The organism is Microbacterium sp. CBA3102 (genome assembly GCF_007954505.1).
In the GTDB taxonomy this organism is placed as follows: domain Bacteria; phylum Actinomycetota; class Actinomycetes; order Actinomycetales; family Microbacteriaceae; genus Microbacterium; species Microbacterium aurugineum.
This window is the reverse complement of the sequence record NZ_CP042412.1, coordinates 3206622-3221043: the sequence shown is the minus strand read 5'-3', so window position 1 is coordinate 3221043 and position 14422 is coordinate 3206622. Positions and strand designations below refer to the sequence as shown.

Annotated in this window: 10 protein-coding genes and 1 pseudogene; 5 read left to right on the top strand and 6 right to left on the bottom strand. The window is 62.5% G+C overall.

The window, feature by feature from the left end:
* Nucleotides 1-57: 57 nt before the first annotated feature.
* The 5 genes from FGL91_RS15460 to FGL91_RS15440 form a co-directional block, all read right to left on the bottom strand.
* Nucleotides 58-246, bottom strand: coding sequence for a hypothetical protein (locus FGL91_RS15460; RefSeq protein WP_153244255.1), 189 nt, complete (start codon nt 244-246; stop codon nt 58-60).
* A gap of 346 nt (nt 247-592) precedes the next feature.
* A complete protein-coding gene (locus tag FGL91_RS15455) occupies nt 593-1666 on the bottom strand; it encodes an endonuclease NucS domain-containing protein (protein WP_153244254.1) in 1074 nt (357 codons plus the stop codon).
* A 573-nt stretch (nt 1667-2239) separates the two neighbouring features.
* Nucleotides 2240-3379, bottom strand: coding sequence for a plasmid recombination protein (locus tag FGL91_RS15450; RefSeq protein ID WP_153244253.1), 1140 nt, complete (start codon nt 3377-3379; stop codon nt 2240-2242).
* Nucleotides 3380-3830: 451 nt separating this feature from the next.
* On the bottom strand, nt 3831-5432 hold the full coding sequence (locus tag FGL91_RS15445; protein WP_194239244.1) for a phage/plasmid primase, P4 family: 1602 nt from the start codon (nt 5430-5432) through the stop codon (nt 3831-3833).
* 322 nt (nt 5433-5754) lie between these two features.
* Nucleotides 5755-5979, bottom strand: coding sequence for a helix-turn-helix domain-containing protein (locus FGL91_RS15440; RefSeq protein WP_153244251.1), 225 nt, complete (start codon nt 5977-5979; stop codon nt 5755-5757).
* Nucleotides 5980-6450: 471 nt separating this feature from the next.
* Between FGL91_RS15440 and FGL91_RS15435 the strand changes: the two genes are divergently transcribed.
* Nucleotides 6451-6714, top strand: coding sequence for a hypothetical protein (locus FGL91_RS15435; protein WP_153244250.1), 264 nt, complete (start codon nt 6451-6453; stop codon nt 6712-6714).
* A gap of 28 nt (nt 6715-6742) precedes the next feature.
* Here FGL91_RS15435 and FGL91_RS15430 read toward each other — a convergent pair whose 3' ends face one another.
* Nucleotides 6743-8404, bottom strand: coding sequence for a recombinase family protein (locus FGL91_RS15430; protein WP_153244249.1), 1662 nt, complete (start codon nt 8402-8404; stop codon nt 6743-6745).
* Between the two features lie 411 nt (nt 8405-8815).
* On the opposite strand from FGL91_RS15430, the gene FGL91_RS15425 reads away from it, so the two are divergent.
* The 4 genes and pseudogenes from FGL91_RS15425 (at nt 8816) to holA (ending at nt 14351) form a co-directional block, all read left to right on the top strand.
* Nucleotides 8816-11563 carry a TrlF family AAA-like ATPase gene (locus FGL91_RS15425; protein ID WP_153244248.1) on the top strand — a complete coding sequence of 916 codons (2748 nt, stop codon included), beginning with the start codon at nt 8816-8818 and terminating at the stop codon, nt 11561-11563.
* 103 nt (nt 11564-11666) lie between these two features.
* A pseudogene (locus FGL91_RS19275) lies at nt 11667-12350 on the top strand (ComEC/Rec2 family competence protein); the annotation flags it as partial.
* A 54-nt stretch (nt 12351-12404) separates the two neighbouring features.
* The gene (locus tag FGL91_RS19270) at nt 12405-13265 is read left to right on the top strand and encodes a ComEC/Rec2 family competence protein (protein WP_265491528.1); all 861 of its coding nucleotides are present in this window, start codon (nt 12405-12407) and stop codon (nt 13263-13265) included.
* Nucleotides 13266-13313: 48 nt separating this feature from the next.
* Entirely contained in the window at nt 13314-14351 is a 1038-nt protein-coding gene (gene holA / locus FGL91_RS15415; RefSeq protein WP_153244246.1) for a DNA polymerase III subunit delta, read from the top strand.
* Nucleotides 14352-14422 lie beyond the last annotated feature (71 nt).

Sequence of the window (14422 nt, the reverse complement as noted above, 5' to 3'; positions counted from 1 at the left end):
TGGTGCTCGCCCGCAGAGAGCTACACCAGATTCTCGTGGTCATGCTATCGGTACGTTTCAGGCAAACGGCTCCAGCAGAGTCGGATCGGTGGGATCGGCGGTGCGCGAGCTGCTGACCTTCCGGTCGACGATGTGCTCGCGGATGGTCGAGGCGACGTCGCTCGAGGCGTGCTCGAGCATGGCCAGCGTCTCCGTCTTGCGGTCGCCGGTGAGCTTCTGGGCGCCATCAAGGTGGATCCTGGGCACCGCCAGGTACGCCGTGGGGGAGATCGAGGCCTCTACACCGCCGTTTAGCCCGTCGTAGCCCGCGGTAGCGTCCGGGTAGCGGACCGGCGAAAGGCTGAATCCGTTTCTGAACTGGTATTTCTGTTCAATGTAGCCATGTAGCTCGGTGCATCCCGTTCTGGCGAACCGGGTGGTGGGAGCTGATGATCTGTTCCATTCACAGGGTTAACAGATATACGGCTACAAAGCTACACGTATAAAAAAACCAGGTCAGGCTATATTACGAGCGTAGCTAGTCCGTAGCTCGAGTGATCCTCCGAGCTACGCTCGGGCTACCTCCGTCATTCGCGCCCCCGCGAGCAACGCTCTAATTGCGCGCATAGCCGCGCAGTAGTTGGCCTCGTGAGGGCAAGATCCATTGCCTCACGAGAAATCGAAGGCGTTCATTGACCAAAGAGGGGTCCTCGTCCCAGTACTTTCGCTCCTTGCGCCAGCCGCCCGCAAGCTCGATGGCGATTGCTAGCTGATGAGGAAAGTTGTGTGCTGGCTTGACTCTCTCGACACCGAGCGCAGCCTGCTCGTCGACCCACCAGTCGTAGAGCGCGTCGAGTAGCGAATATGGAACGTATGCCGTTGTAAATCGTGGCATGTACAACAGGGCGAAGCACAAGATGTCGCCGTGAGTACCTTTTCGAAAGAACGGGCGCTCATGGCCGGTTCGTCGTGGCTGTTGCTTCCTGAGCTGCACGAGGAGTTGGCTTGTACCCTGTTCGACCGCAGCGACTGTCGCAACGTGGAGTTCTTGAAACTGGGCACGCAAGCTGATCGGTCTGTCCCTCGCGGGGTCGAGATCGATCCATTCGGTGCAGGTTACCCACGTTTCGCCGCGCGCAGAGTAGCTTCCTACCAGGTGCACACTCATCGGCAGATCTTTATCGCGCATGAACCTGACCGCGCCTAGCGTCGCAGCGTCGATTGTCCGAGCTACGAGTGTCAACGTCTGCGTCTGATTCACCCTTGGCGGCAGAGCCACGCCGAAGACTTCGAAGAAGGCTTCGTTCAGGCCTGGCGGCGGCCCAGCGACTGCTCGTCTCTGCATGCTGTAGTCGCTGAAGATGCGCTCCAATTCAGCTCGACCGAGCGTCGCCGCCCATGCGCCGTACGCCACAAGCTGGCCGACCGCATCGTCTTTCGCACGGTCCCTCTTGAGCTCGATGACCTTCGTCGACGCGTTCTCATCTAGTGCTAGTAGGTCGAGCACTCGGCCGAGCGGTGTCGTGACCTGTCTCCCGATCACTAGGAGTTTTTCGCCGAGAACGTCGGGCGCAGACTCGACCATGTCCTCAAGGTCCGTCTCAACGCTGAACCTTTGCGCGTGCACAGGCTCGAGCCCGTCGGGCGAGACTCTCCAGAGGGGGACGGCGTTGACTCGGGTGGTCACCCTCACTTTTGTCCGCCTGAGGGCGTTCCGATCCTAGCGAGATCAGACAGGTGTGTGTGCAGCAGACGCGCGCTGGGATTAGTCATCATTGGTACCCTATTCACGACCACCGACACGGCTGATAAGCGTGGCGGTTGCCCCAGTTCTCACGGTCTTGTACCGGCTTGCCCGCCGATGAGCGAGGAGAGCCGCCTGTCTTAGGTGGGCCGTCAGCTGGCCGCGCCAACTCGCCCTCAAGCCTCGAGGGATCCAGGAAGCATCCGCCTGCACTCTGTGCAACCTGTTGGCTGGCGGCGGTGAGTTTCTTAGTCGGTCATCCTGGACTCATCGCTCTGGATCAGCCGTCCCGAGTGGCCACGAGTGGGCCACCGCGTGACCATAATGTGGACAGCAGGTCCAATGGAGGCCGTGGTCGCCACCTAGCGTGGCCGCGAGGTGGCCGTCTCCCGGCCATAGTATGGCCAGTTCACGCCCAGGAGATGCGAAGATCCAAGAGAAAATGGCTGGTGGCCGCGGGCTGACCGTATAGTGGTCACCCCGCGGCCACCAGCCGCCCACCCGCCGTCGAGCGGGTTATCTCTCGCGATCGAACCCTTTGAGTTCTGGTCGAGCGTCTTTCTCTATCTTTTCGAGCAACGCCCTCCGGGTGTTGCGTGATTTTGCCATGTCGGCGTCAAAGAGCTCGCGAAGTGGCTTACCGCCAACCTTCGCCTTGTCCAGCCACCGTTCCACGTCCGCGGGGACGCTCTCAAGGCGCGCATTGATGTTCCGCATCCGTTGGCTCTCCGCGTCGGCATCTTCTCGCGCTCGCGCGGCCATTCGCTGAGTAAGCTGCGCCTGGAGTCGAGTCTCATTCGCGTCGCGGACTGCATCCTCCGCTGCGAGCCTGCGAGCCGCCAGCTCTCGCTCCCTTTCGAGAACGGCGGACTCCCGATCATCGAGGTCGGAAACCCAGGCGGCCAAGTTTCGACGCATATATTCGCTCGCCTCCCGTTCCTTCTCGAGCTCACCGGTGGCGTCACGGAGCCAATCTGCTCTTCTCTGAAACTCGCTGCTACTGAGATGTTCTCTCGAGCGTTCCGTAACTCGATGCTCCACGTCGTAGCCGGCTTCGGCCATCACAGCGCGAAGCTCTTTGTGTTGGCGCCTCAGATCGGCTGGCCCCTTGAAGAAGTCCTTTTGGGAGAGCCGTCCGTCGTTTGTTAGGGGGACGACTGCCACATGGAGGGCCGGATGCAGTTCATCTAGGTGCACGGAAAACCCCACGATGTTGTCCGCGCCGAACTCCGCGACAACCCAATCCAGCGCCGTTCCCATGTATGCGTAGGAGTCCTTGCTCGGCCCCTTCTCGCGCCACGAGACATCGTGCTCGGCGAACCACTTGGGATCGAGCTGGAGGACGACGCCGCGAATCAAGACGGCGTCCTTCCGGAGAGCCCTCCCGACTGAGTCAAGGCGCTGCTTGAGGTAGTCATCGAGCTCGTCCGAAGGTGGCCGGCCATCGACGGATTCAAGACGCCTCACACTGCCCGAGCCGTCGTTGACCATCGTCATGTTGAGAGCAGTTCTCTCCGGGACGATGTTCGGATTCGACTGGGGGAAGATAAAGCCGGCTCTCTGGTCAGCGTCTCGCGCGATGTGCCTGAAGAAGGTCTTCGCGTGCCCGCCGCGCCCCACCTTGTGAGACACGTCATAGGTCATGGTGTAGCTCATGCTTCACCCCTCTCGACCTCGTCTGTGGTCTGTTCCGTCCTCGACGCAACAGACCACGGCGCCTGGTTTTCGGATACCGACAGGAGAAGCCCCTCGGGAAAGCCGCCGGAGCTTCTGACGAGCGAAGCGGGGTCAGAAGTGTATGGGGCTACACCTTTCTTCTGACGTGAGGGAAAACACCACCCGCCCAAGTAAGCGCAGGGGTGCTCCTGGCGCCCTGCGGGGCAAAGACCCCGCAGGGCGATGGCGCGGCCGGGCCGCGGGCAGGACACGGTCTGACAGCAGCCTCGTTCCCGTCCGCGCAAGTACACCGCGTCGTAGGCATCGCTGCGATCGCCGTCGGCGACGAGATGCACGTCAGTGCCGCTTGGGAGAGATGACGCCCGCAAATGGTGGACGCCGCCGCCGGGTCGTGGTGAGACTTCTCGGCGGGACTCGATGGATACATGCATCAGTCGTCTTGCCCGTCCAGCGGCGCGGTCGAGACCACACGACGAAGCAACCCCTTGTAGTTCGCCTTGAGCACGGGCACACAGCGCCTCCGCGGGTCGGTGCCTGTGTAGGTCGGATTCATCCAGCGCGTGAGGTTGTACTCCTCAATGAGGGGCTCTGGCTCCACCATCCGGCCGCCGGGGCGCGTCGAAGTGGCAGTGGGCATCCATTCTTCCGAGGCCCGGAGATGCTCTCGGAGCGACTCCGTGAACTGATTGAGTCCCTCGACAATTCCGCTGGGCTCGACCGTCGAGTGCCACGCTTTATACGCGTCGTACAGGAACGCCCAGGGGAGCAAGTCCCAGGCGAACTGGTCCTTGTGTTCCATCCACCAACCGACGACCTTATTGTTCGAGCTAAACCAGCGCTCGCTCGCTTGCTGCGATACGAGCGGGACATCGAACGCGGTGTGGGTCATGTGGAGCGCGCGCTTGAGTACGTAAGCGAGCACCTCAGGGTCTTTGAGGTATACATCGCGAATTGCCGTGTTCTCCATCCCTGAAAAGTTCTTGACCATCGGAACGAAGAGCATCCGTCGCAGCATGGACCGCGACTTGTCCTTGACCCGGGGGTTCGTCTCGTTCAAACACTGAATATCGAAGCCGAGCCAGCGCATGTAGACCGCACGCTCGTACTTCTCCTCGAGCTTGATCATGTCTCCGGTGATGCATGCCTTCCACGGGTCGAGGTTCGTGGCGAACACTCCCACTGCGTTCTCGTCGACCAGATTGACGTTGCGCGTCATCAGGGCGGCCAGGCTGAAGGTGTTACCGAAGGCGGCCAGCGGGATTGCGCTGTGCCCAGACGCTCCAACGAGGTTGCTGAGCATCTTGAGGAAGCTTCCCTTTCCGCCGTTTCCGGCGGGCCCGATGAGGAATGCAGATTTCTTCCAGCCGACGAATGGCCGCAGAGCTGCGCTCGCGACCTGCCACAGAAGCTCGGAGACTCCTTCGTCGTCAGATAGGGATTGGAACCACTCCTCGACTTCCCACTCGGTCCCGTCGGCCTGAGCTATGCGGGGGCTTTTTGCATGTTCGTCATACGCAGATTGAACTTTCGAGAGGAATACCCAGTCCTGTGAGAACTCGCGTAGGCGCTGGCGCGCGTGGTCGAAAACGCCGTTTGCAACTGGTATCAAATGCGCTTCGAGCGTGCGGCGCCGGACGGGGGCATGGGTGTGCATGCGTTTGAGTGCAGACTCGATCGCCGAGCTCTTGAAAGACGGACGGAGGTCGCTAATTAGCTTCTTCAGACGCGATTCGTCGGTGTTGTAGATTCCGTTGAGGTCGCCGGAGTCCTCATAAATCGCTAGCACGCCGTGCTTCTCGTTGCCGTGACCGTTGGTCAGGTCGACCTTGATAATCGGATATCGAGCAAGCAGGATGTTCACCACAGAGAGTTCGTCCAGCCAGAGGTGGGGGAGGAGCTTCGGTGCCGATGTGGACTGTCGCCCAATATTCTCTAGCTGAATCTCGGCATTGATGCGCGCAAGAACTCCGTCCCGGATCGCGCTCAGAGCTAGGTCAGGCTCGTCCGCAATGGAGTTCAGGTAGTCCACCACGGTGCGCCCGATGAGAGTCTCAAGGGACGGCGTTGTCGTACGCGATGATTGCGCGCTTCCGTAGCTAACCGAATGTCCCTGTTCAGCAGTAGAATCGAAAGCGACGCCGCCAAGTGTCTCTCCCGCCTCAGAGCTTTCCGCGCTGGGGCGGATTTCTTTCTCGGTCACTTGTGACGACCTCCCGAGAACAGTCCCTGCAACCGGAGCGACTGCTGCTGCGAAAGCGGGGGAGCGGCCGCTGCTCGATCCCGAGCCCAGATGCGAATGCTCTCCGGGTCGTGCGAGATGGTCGGACTCTGAATCCGCTCCAGCACGCCCGCGCTCAACGTGCGCTCCGCGACGGAGTGATCAGAGATGCGCGGTACGCCTCAAGATCCGAGGGGAGGATCCTCCAGAGGCCACCAAATTTGTAGGCGGTCAGCTTGCCTGCGCGGATGTCAGCGCGGAGAACGAAGCTCGATCGAGCGGTGATGTCCTCAGCTTGAGCGACAGAGAAGGCACTCAGCAGAGTTTCGGGCGTTGGTGTCGTTGAATCGGTGGACTCCACGGAACACTCCTTACGGTTATGTCCCGAAGAGGCCGCCGCGACGGGACTGAGTGTTCCGGCCACGATGGAAGTTGAAGATGGCTCCGCCGGTTCGTTCTTCTGTTGTGTTTGATACATTACATGCGTTGCCTAGCTCGGACAAGTCTGGGAATCGATAGGATGGTCGTCGTGCCGATCACACCCGAGACAGACATCGAAGACCGGGGATGGAGTATCGACCTCAGCGCCGATCGCCATCTTGTGTATCCGGGGGTATGGGCACCCGCGACTGTCAGAGCTTGGGGCGAGCTAGCGAACCTCCCCGGGGTGCAAGCTAACGAGCGTGATGGTTCAGTTCTCGAGATAGAAGCTCACCTCGGGCGTTCCAGTGGAAGCTACCGACTAAATAAGGTGACAGTGACCGCTGGACGAGGGGCCGAGGTCAGCGGTTCCCTGCTTCGTGCGGTAGCTCCGCTAAGCGTCCTGCGGTGGGTGCTTCCGCGCACGTTCCAGCTCGAAGGACGCGCGCTGTCAGACGCTGTCGTCGATTTTGTTGCCCCTGAATTTCGGCAACACCGAGATCGTCTCGCGCACCGGAAAGGGCAGGGCGTCGATGTGGCTGATGTGGCAACGGTCTACCGCCTCGCCAGTGTCGTCAGATACCCGCCCGCTAAGGCAGTGGCGGAAACCTTCGGGCTGCACGCACGGACCGCGACGAACTGGATCGTGCGAGCTCGTGAAGCCAACCTGCTCTGAGGGCTCAGGCTGAAGACCTGTCTAGTCGTCAGCGCCAGTCGAACGTCACACGCTCGGGATTGAGGCCGCGTTTGCCGACGGCTTCCGGCGGCACGCGATGCACCTGAGGCACGATTAGCTCGCGAATGACATGGCGCTGACGCACGATATCGCCCTTGTCAGTCCACTCTGCCCACGTTTCTCTGATCTGTCGGGATCGGACGAGTTCGACGATGAGAGGGTCAGCGCCGGCAAGCGACTCAAGCCGCTTCTGCGCCGCCTCAATCTTCGGTTCGACGAGATCACGCTGTTCGGTGAGCATGCGAAGATCCCGACGCCGCTCGGCTTCCATCGCGACTTGTTCGAGCCATTGCTCATGGCCTCGAATCTCGTCGACGATCGACCTCCGCTCGGCATCCACTTCCTCGTCTTGTCCACCAAGGGTGGCGAGGAAGTCAGGGCGTTCGAGGCGAGCGAGGACTAGCTCGGTAACCAGCAGGTCGAGATGTTCTTCGCGCATCGAGACGTGGAATCCCGGTCGTCCCGGCGTGCCGATGCAGTTATAGGCGTAGTAGCGAGGCCGGGGGATAACGTTGCCGTCCTCGTCGACCTTTGACGAGCCAGCATTCTGTTTTCCGGCTCGCATCCGGGCGCCGCAGATTCCGCACAGAGCGATCCCGGACAGCAGATGGGTAGCGGGCCAGTTGTTCGACTTGAATCCACGTGATGTCATCGCAGACTGGAGGCGCTGCCAGTCGTTGGGGTCGATCAAGGCGGGCCAGATGCCGTCGTACGTCGCAGCCTCGCCCTCGCGGGGGTTGTGCACTCGCTGACCCATGTACACGGGCATGGTCAACATCTGTTTAACAGCGGGCGCGGTCCAGCCAAGCGACCGTCGGTGCTCAGAGCGCGCGGGCCGTCGCGGTGGGATCTCGCGTTCATTGAACGTCGCTGCAATGTCGTAGTACGAGCGGCCAGCAAGCACCATCGCTGCCGCTTCCTTGACAACCCAGGCTTGATCCGGGTGCTCGATGATCTTGTCCAACACCTTGGTGCCGTTTGAGGTCACAGAGTAGACCCGTTGATAGCCGTAAACGTTCTTACCGTGGGGGCGACCGCGTTTCGCCGCCGCACGCATATCGCGTCTCAGCCTTTCGCTGGTCTTATCGGACTCGTACTCGGCGTCAGAGGCGTCTTCGCGGAGGCTGCGGCGATCCCGAGCGTTCGCTGGGTCGTAGACGCGGTTATGGGTCAGGACCCAGATGCTGACGCCGCGTTCACGGCAGAGGTCCACGAGGTCAATCCACTCACCAGTGCGGCGGGAACCGCGGCTCGACTCCCATATCGCGAGGAGATCAGCGTCGAAGGTGTCGTCCTCAAGATCTGAAATCAGCTGGGCGAATCCCTCACGCTGCCGTCGCGCGTAGCGGCTGGCACTTCGGTTGTCATCACGGTAGGGGGAGGAATGAACCTGCCATCCGCGTCCCTGGGCCTCAGCGACGATCTCATCGTGCTGCTGATCAGGACTCTTCCCCGTGCCTGAACGATCGAGCGAGACGCGGAGATACTCACGCACACGTTTGGCTGAGTCGAGAGGCATCGCGTCGAGCTTACCGCTGGGCACTCGCACGACATGCGCTCGCAGCTCGCGGTCGGCGATCCGATCGACCGAGTTCTCCGGCGCTGATCGGCTTCGTTTGTCGTCCGCCACGTTTGCATCATGATTCACCGTCCCTCTTCACTGGTCGTGTACAGGGCATCTAAGACGTCGCGACCGCGACCGTCGCGAGGGTGGCGTAGGCGGTCGGGCTTAGGGGCGGGGATCCATCCGCTGGTCACCTCGGGCGTGACGTCGGTGCCCTCCGATATGGTTTCCGACGTTCGATCGGTTGGGCCAGGCGGGGGCGAGCGAGGCCTGAGCATCTTCATCAAACCGGGCGTGCATGCCAGAGTTTTCGGCCGACTCGTGCCTTCGTGAAGAGCCAACCTTTGTCTAATCCATGTCCATGCGGTCTGACCCGGTAGTAGCGCGAGCGCCGCACGCTCGAACTGGTTTTGTACATCATCGTCCACTCGTGCCCGTCGGGCGGTTCTGGGGCCGATCCTCATGCCACGATGAAGCATGGAAAACTCAGAGGGTGAACCCCCCGCATATCTTGAGGGCGCAGCGCCTCAAACAGGCTATGTTGGCGCGAGATGGTGGAGTTTGGATATCCATGCTCACTCGCCGGCATCGTTCGATTACGGTGGGTTAGAGGGCGAGACAACGACCAATCCGCGGCCTTCGTTTGAGACTTGGGTCCGTGCATACATCGATGCTGGCGTCGACGGGATCGTAGTAACTGACCACAACTCGCATGAAGGGATTGACGCGGCGCGAGCCGCGCTCAGAACACTCCAGGACGCAGATCCCGGTTTGCCGCCACTTGTGATTTTTCCAGGAGTCGAGCTGACTCTCGCTGGAGGGTTTCATGCGCTTGCCGTGTTCGAGCACACGTGTGATGCCTCCATCGTCATCCGGGTGCTCGCGCGGTGCAAGTTCAACGGAACGCCAGGACGAAGCGATGATGTCGCCGACATGACTGTGAACGCGGCCGCTGAAGTGGTTCGCGACTTGGGCGGCATGCTAATCCCGGCCCACATCGACCAGCGCGCTGGCGTCCTCGATATGGATCCCCGCGAACTAGACACCCTCGCCGCCAGTGGTCATGTCATCGCGGCCGAAGTTGCTGATGACGGCAAGGTGGGCGAGGCAAGCAAACGTGGGTGGGTGCCGCTTCTCGGGTCCGACGCGCATCACCTAACCACGGATGGTGCTCCGGATCCGGCTGCAGCAAAAGCGCCGGGGACTCACCTGACGATGGTTAAAGCTGAGACACTCACTATGGAGGGCCTTCGGTTGGCGCTGGCCGAGCCGTCAGAGTCGATCCGTCGTTTTCGACGAGGTGACCACGACCTGAATGATGTGAAGCACGACCATATCAAAGCGATCATGGTGAGGCACAGGGGCGAGCATCGTGAGTTTACGTTCGGCCCATGGATGAACTGCCTGATCGGCGGTCGTGGCGTCGGGAAGTCAACGCTCGTTGAGCTCCTTCGCCTGGCGCATGGTCGGGTAGAAGAGCTGCCAGCCAATCTCGCGGCTGATCTGGCTCGATTTGCGCCAACGACAGATGCGAGCGAGCGATGGTGGAATGACGAGACTGAGATTGAGGTGATCTACGCACGAGGCGGACAGCTGCTGAGGATCAGGTGGGAGGGTGCTTCACCTTCACATTCAAGCCTCGCGCTTTGGGATGGTTCGGCGTGGGAGCAGCAATCGGGACGAGTAGTCGATCGTGCGCCTGTGCGAGTCTTCAGCCAGAAACAGATCTATGAAATGGCGACCAAGCCGCAAAGCTTCCTCCAGCTTGTCGACGACATGCCGGAGATTCAAAAAGCCGAGTGGGAGGAGCAATATGAGGAACTCCGGCTCAGGTTCAAGACCGAGCGGAACAAGCTCCGACAGCTCCTTGCAGAGTCGGAGAAGGCTGACCGCCTGAAAGGACAGCTCCAAGAGGTGCAAGCGCGACTACGCCACCTCGAAGATCTTCGTGCTAGCCCCGAGTACGCGACGCTGTCTCAGCTCGAGACGAAGACGCGGACTGTCGACTCGGCGAACTTGATGAGCAGCGAGATCGAAGCGATCATCGCTCAGCAGGCCGCCTCGCTTCGCACCCTGCCCATGGACGCCGATGAAAGCACCGAGTATCTGGACTACGTGGCTTCTTACGAGAGCGCCGCCATACTCCTCGATCAAGCCGCGGCAGTTGTCCGCTCCGCTCGTCAGGCTTGGATAGCTACAGGCACAGCGAAGTACTGGACCGAAGAGGCTGCGCGGCTGGGTGCGTGGATGAACGAACAGGGTGGTGTATCCGCTGCGTCCGCCGATCAGACCAGTCACGACCGAAAACTTGAAGCAGAGCTGACGGCCGAACTCAAACAGCTTGAGAACGCGGAGGCTAGGCGCAGCGCGCAAGAAGGGGTGATAGACGAGGTAATGCGGAGTATCCGTGCGAAGCGGGCTGAGCTTTTCACCCGCAGGCGGGACTATACGAAGAGTCTCAACGCTACGCAGGGAACTCGCACGAAGCTGGAGGTCTTCGAACAGGGAAGCGTTGCAGGCCTCGGTGATGAGTTGCGCACGTTGTTGCGGACACCTGATTCGTTCGAAGGAGCGTTCGCTCAGGATGGGATCCCGTTGTTAGTGAGCGATAAGGTGCCGCAAGACTCGCGATTCCCGCAGGACGTTTCGGGCTTCAAGGGCAAGTTGATTCAGCTCGTTGAGGCCGGCATTGAATCGGAGATTGCCAGCGCAGTGAGGATCGATGGTCGGTTTTACTCCAGGCTAGCTACTTCTGACAGCTTCGATCTGGTCACCGACATCATGCTTTGGTTCCCCGACGACCTCATTCGTGTGATGTACCAGGCGAACGGGCAGGCAGACTTCGTGGCCGTCGATCGAGGATCGCCTGGTCAAAAAACTGCAGCCCTTCTGGCTGTGATCCTTCAGATGGGGGACGAGCCCCTCTTGCTCGACCAGCCTGAGGACGACCTTGAGAACAAGCTGATCAGGTACCTCGCTGTGGAAACCCTCAAGAAGATCAAACAGAACCGGCAACTGATCGTGTCCACACATAACGCTAATGTGGTTGTGACCTCCGGAGCCGAGAACATCCTGGTGCTCGAACACGACGCGGCGTTGCCCGCTATCGAAGCTTCTGGAACATTGCAGCACCCCGACGTCAAGGACAGCGTTCGCGAGATCCTCGAAGGCGGAGAGGACGCAATCCGCACGCGCTTCATGCGATTGGTCGGCGTGCCTAGCTAGGTAGCTGATAGCGCTGCTCCTGTGTCGCCCATCATCCTTGGTGGCACAGGGGTAGCGTCATCCGGTTAGCTACCCACCTCTTTGACAAACTGTATCCGGCGCGAACTGCGCGATCGTCGTCGTCGCGCTCTTCTGGCTGACGGCGTTGTGCGGAGGAGGGCGCGCGTTGCGCGTCGCGCTCTCCCTCGTGGGCTTGGCCGGGTTCGTCGTGCTGGTCACCCCGGAGCCGAGCGTCATCCGCGCAGCGGTCATGGCGGCCATCGGGATGCTCACCGTGCTGCTGGGTCGTCCGAGTGCGGGCGCGGGCATGCTCTCCCTGTGCACCGCGGGCATACTCCTCGCCGATCCGTGGCTCGCGACGTCACCGGGTTTCGCGCTCTCGGTGGCGGCATCCGGGGCGTTGATACTGCTCGCCCCGCCTCTTGCCCGGGGGCTGGCGACAGTCATGCCCGACACGGTGGCGCTGGCGATCGCGGTCCCGCTCGCCGCGCAACTGGCATGCGGGCCGATCATCGCCTTGTTCGCAGAGCAGCAATCGCTGATCGGGGTCGCTGCGAATCTCCTCGCCGCTCCGGCGGCACCGATCGCCACGGTGATCGGTCTGTTGGCGTGTCTTGCTGCGCCGTTGCCGTTCCTCGCTGATCTGCTGACAGCGGCGTCCTGGCTTCCCGCCGCCTGGATCGCGACGACCGCCACGACGACGGCGCGACTGCCGAACGCGCAGCTGCTGCTTCCGGCGGGGATCGGCAGCGCGGCATTGGTGGCACTCGTCAGCGTGTGCGTGTCGGTCGTCCTCCTCCGATCCGCTGATGTTCCGCGCCGGCCGGCCACCGTGCGTGCGATGGCGTTCCTGCGGCGCGGCGCGGCGGCGGTTCTCATCATCGTGTCGTCGCTCGCCGGTGCCCGCATTCTCCTCGACGGTCCGCTCGCGACCGTGGCGTCGCCGGAGGGATGGTCCGTCGCCGCGTGCGACGTCGGTCAAGGAGATGCGCTGATCGTGCGCTCCGGCGACCGCGTCGCACTGATCGACACCGGGCCGGCGCCGGAACCGCTGGAAGCGTGTCTGCGGTCTCTCGGGGTGGAGCGGATCGACCTCCTCGTCCTGACACATTTCGACCTCGACCACGTCGGCGGGACCACCGCCGTCGTCGGTCGGGTGGACGCGGTGCTGCACGGACCCGTCACCGAGGATTCCGAGCGGCGCCTCCTCGCCGTGCTCCTCGACGGGGGTGCCCGTGTCGACGAGGCGTGGGCAGGGCAGCGGGGCGAACTCGGGGAGGCGACGTGGCGTGTCCTCTGGCCCCGGAGAGGGTCTCCCGTGTTTCCCTCAGGCAATGACGCCAGCGTGGTGATGGAGTTCGACGGGGGAGGAGTGCCGCGATCCCTGTTCCTCGGAGACCTCGCTGCGGCCTCCCAGCGCCTGCTGATGCGTGCGGCAGACCTCGGCGGGTATGACGTGGTCAAGGTGGCCCATCACGGCAGCGCGGATCAGGACCCCGGCCTGTACGAGGCGCTTCGGGCCCGGGTGGCGTTGTTCAGTGTCGGTGCGGACAACGACTACGGTCATCCGCGTAGCGAGACCCTCGACCTTCTGACAGCGACCGGGGCGCAGGATCTGCGCACGGACCAGCAGGGGAGGATCCTGCTCGGTGTGCACGGCGACGAACTGCAGGTGTGGACGGAGCATGCAGGTGAGGAGTGAGGAGAACGCCAGCCGGGCGGTGTCGGTGAGCGCCGGTAGGCTGGACCCATGGCAGCTTCGCGTACCCCCTCTCGCAGTGGTGCGAAGCCCACCAAGATCCCGCAGGTGTCGTGGCGAGAACCGCACCCCGCGCCGATCGTGCTCGTCTCGGGGCCGGAAGAGGTGTGCGCAGAGCGTGCGATCGCCGGCGTGCGCGACTACCTGCGCGCGGAAGATCCTGCACTCGAAGTCAGTGACGTGCGGGCCGACGACTACGCCCCGGGCGCACTGCTGTCCCTCACTTCTCCCTCGCTGTTCGGAGAACCGCGACTGGTGCGCGTCTCGGGTGTCGAGAAGTGCTCCGACGCCTTCATCCAGGAGGCCGTGTCGTACCTCGGCAACCCCCAGGAGGGGGCGACGGTCATCCTTCGCCACACGGGCGCCAGCGTGCGTGGCAAGAAGCTGCTCGACGCTCTTCGCACCGGTACCGGCGGAGGCATCGAGATCGCGTGCCCGGCCGTAAAGCGCGACAGCGACCGAGTGGACTTCGCCGCCGGAGAGTTCCGGGCGGCCAAGAAGCGCATCGCGCCGGCAGCCCTGCGTGCGCTTGTCTCCGCGTTCGCGGACGACCTGACCGAACTGGCGGCGGCCTGCCAGCAGCTCATCGGCGACGTCGACGGAGACATCTCGGAAGAGATCGTCACGAAGTACTACGGCGGTCGCGTCGAGGTCTCGGCGTTCGTCGTCGCGGATACGGCCATCGCCGGCCGCTACGGCGAAGCGCTCGTCGCGCTCCGGCACGCGCTGTCGTCCGGCGCCGACCCGGTGCCGATGGTCGCCGCCTTCGCAATGAAGCTCCGGACGATGGCGCGCGTGGCAGGCAACCGCGAGCCCAGCCGACAGCTCGCGCAGCGCCTGGGGATGAAGGATTGGCAGGTCGATCGTGCCCGCCGCGACCTGGCCGGCTGGAACGAGCGCTCTCTCGGGATGGCCATCCAGGCGACCGCCCGAGCCGATGGTGAGGTCAAAGGAGCGGCCCGCGACCCGATCTTCGCCCTGGAGCGCATGGTCACCGTGATCGCCACGCGCCAGCCCTTCGGCGAGTAACCGTCCCCCGCTTTCTCGATCCCGCGGGGGCCTCGAACCCGAGGGGACGAAGAAGGCCCGCCCCGATGAAC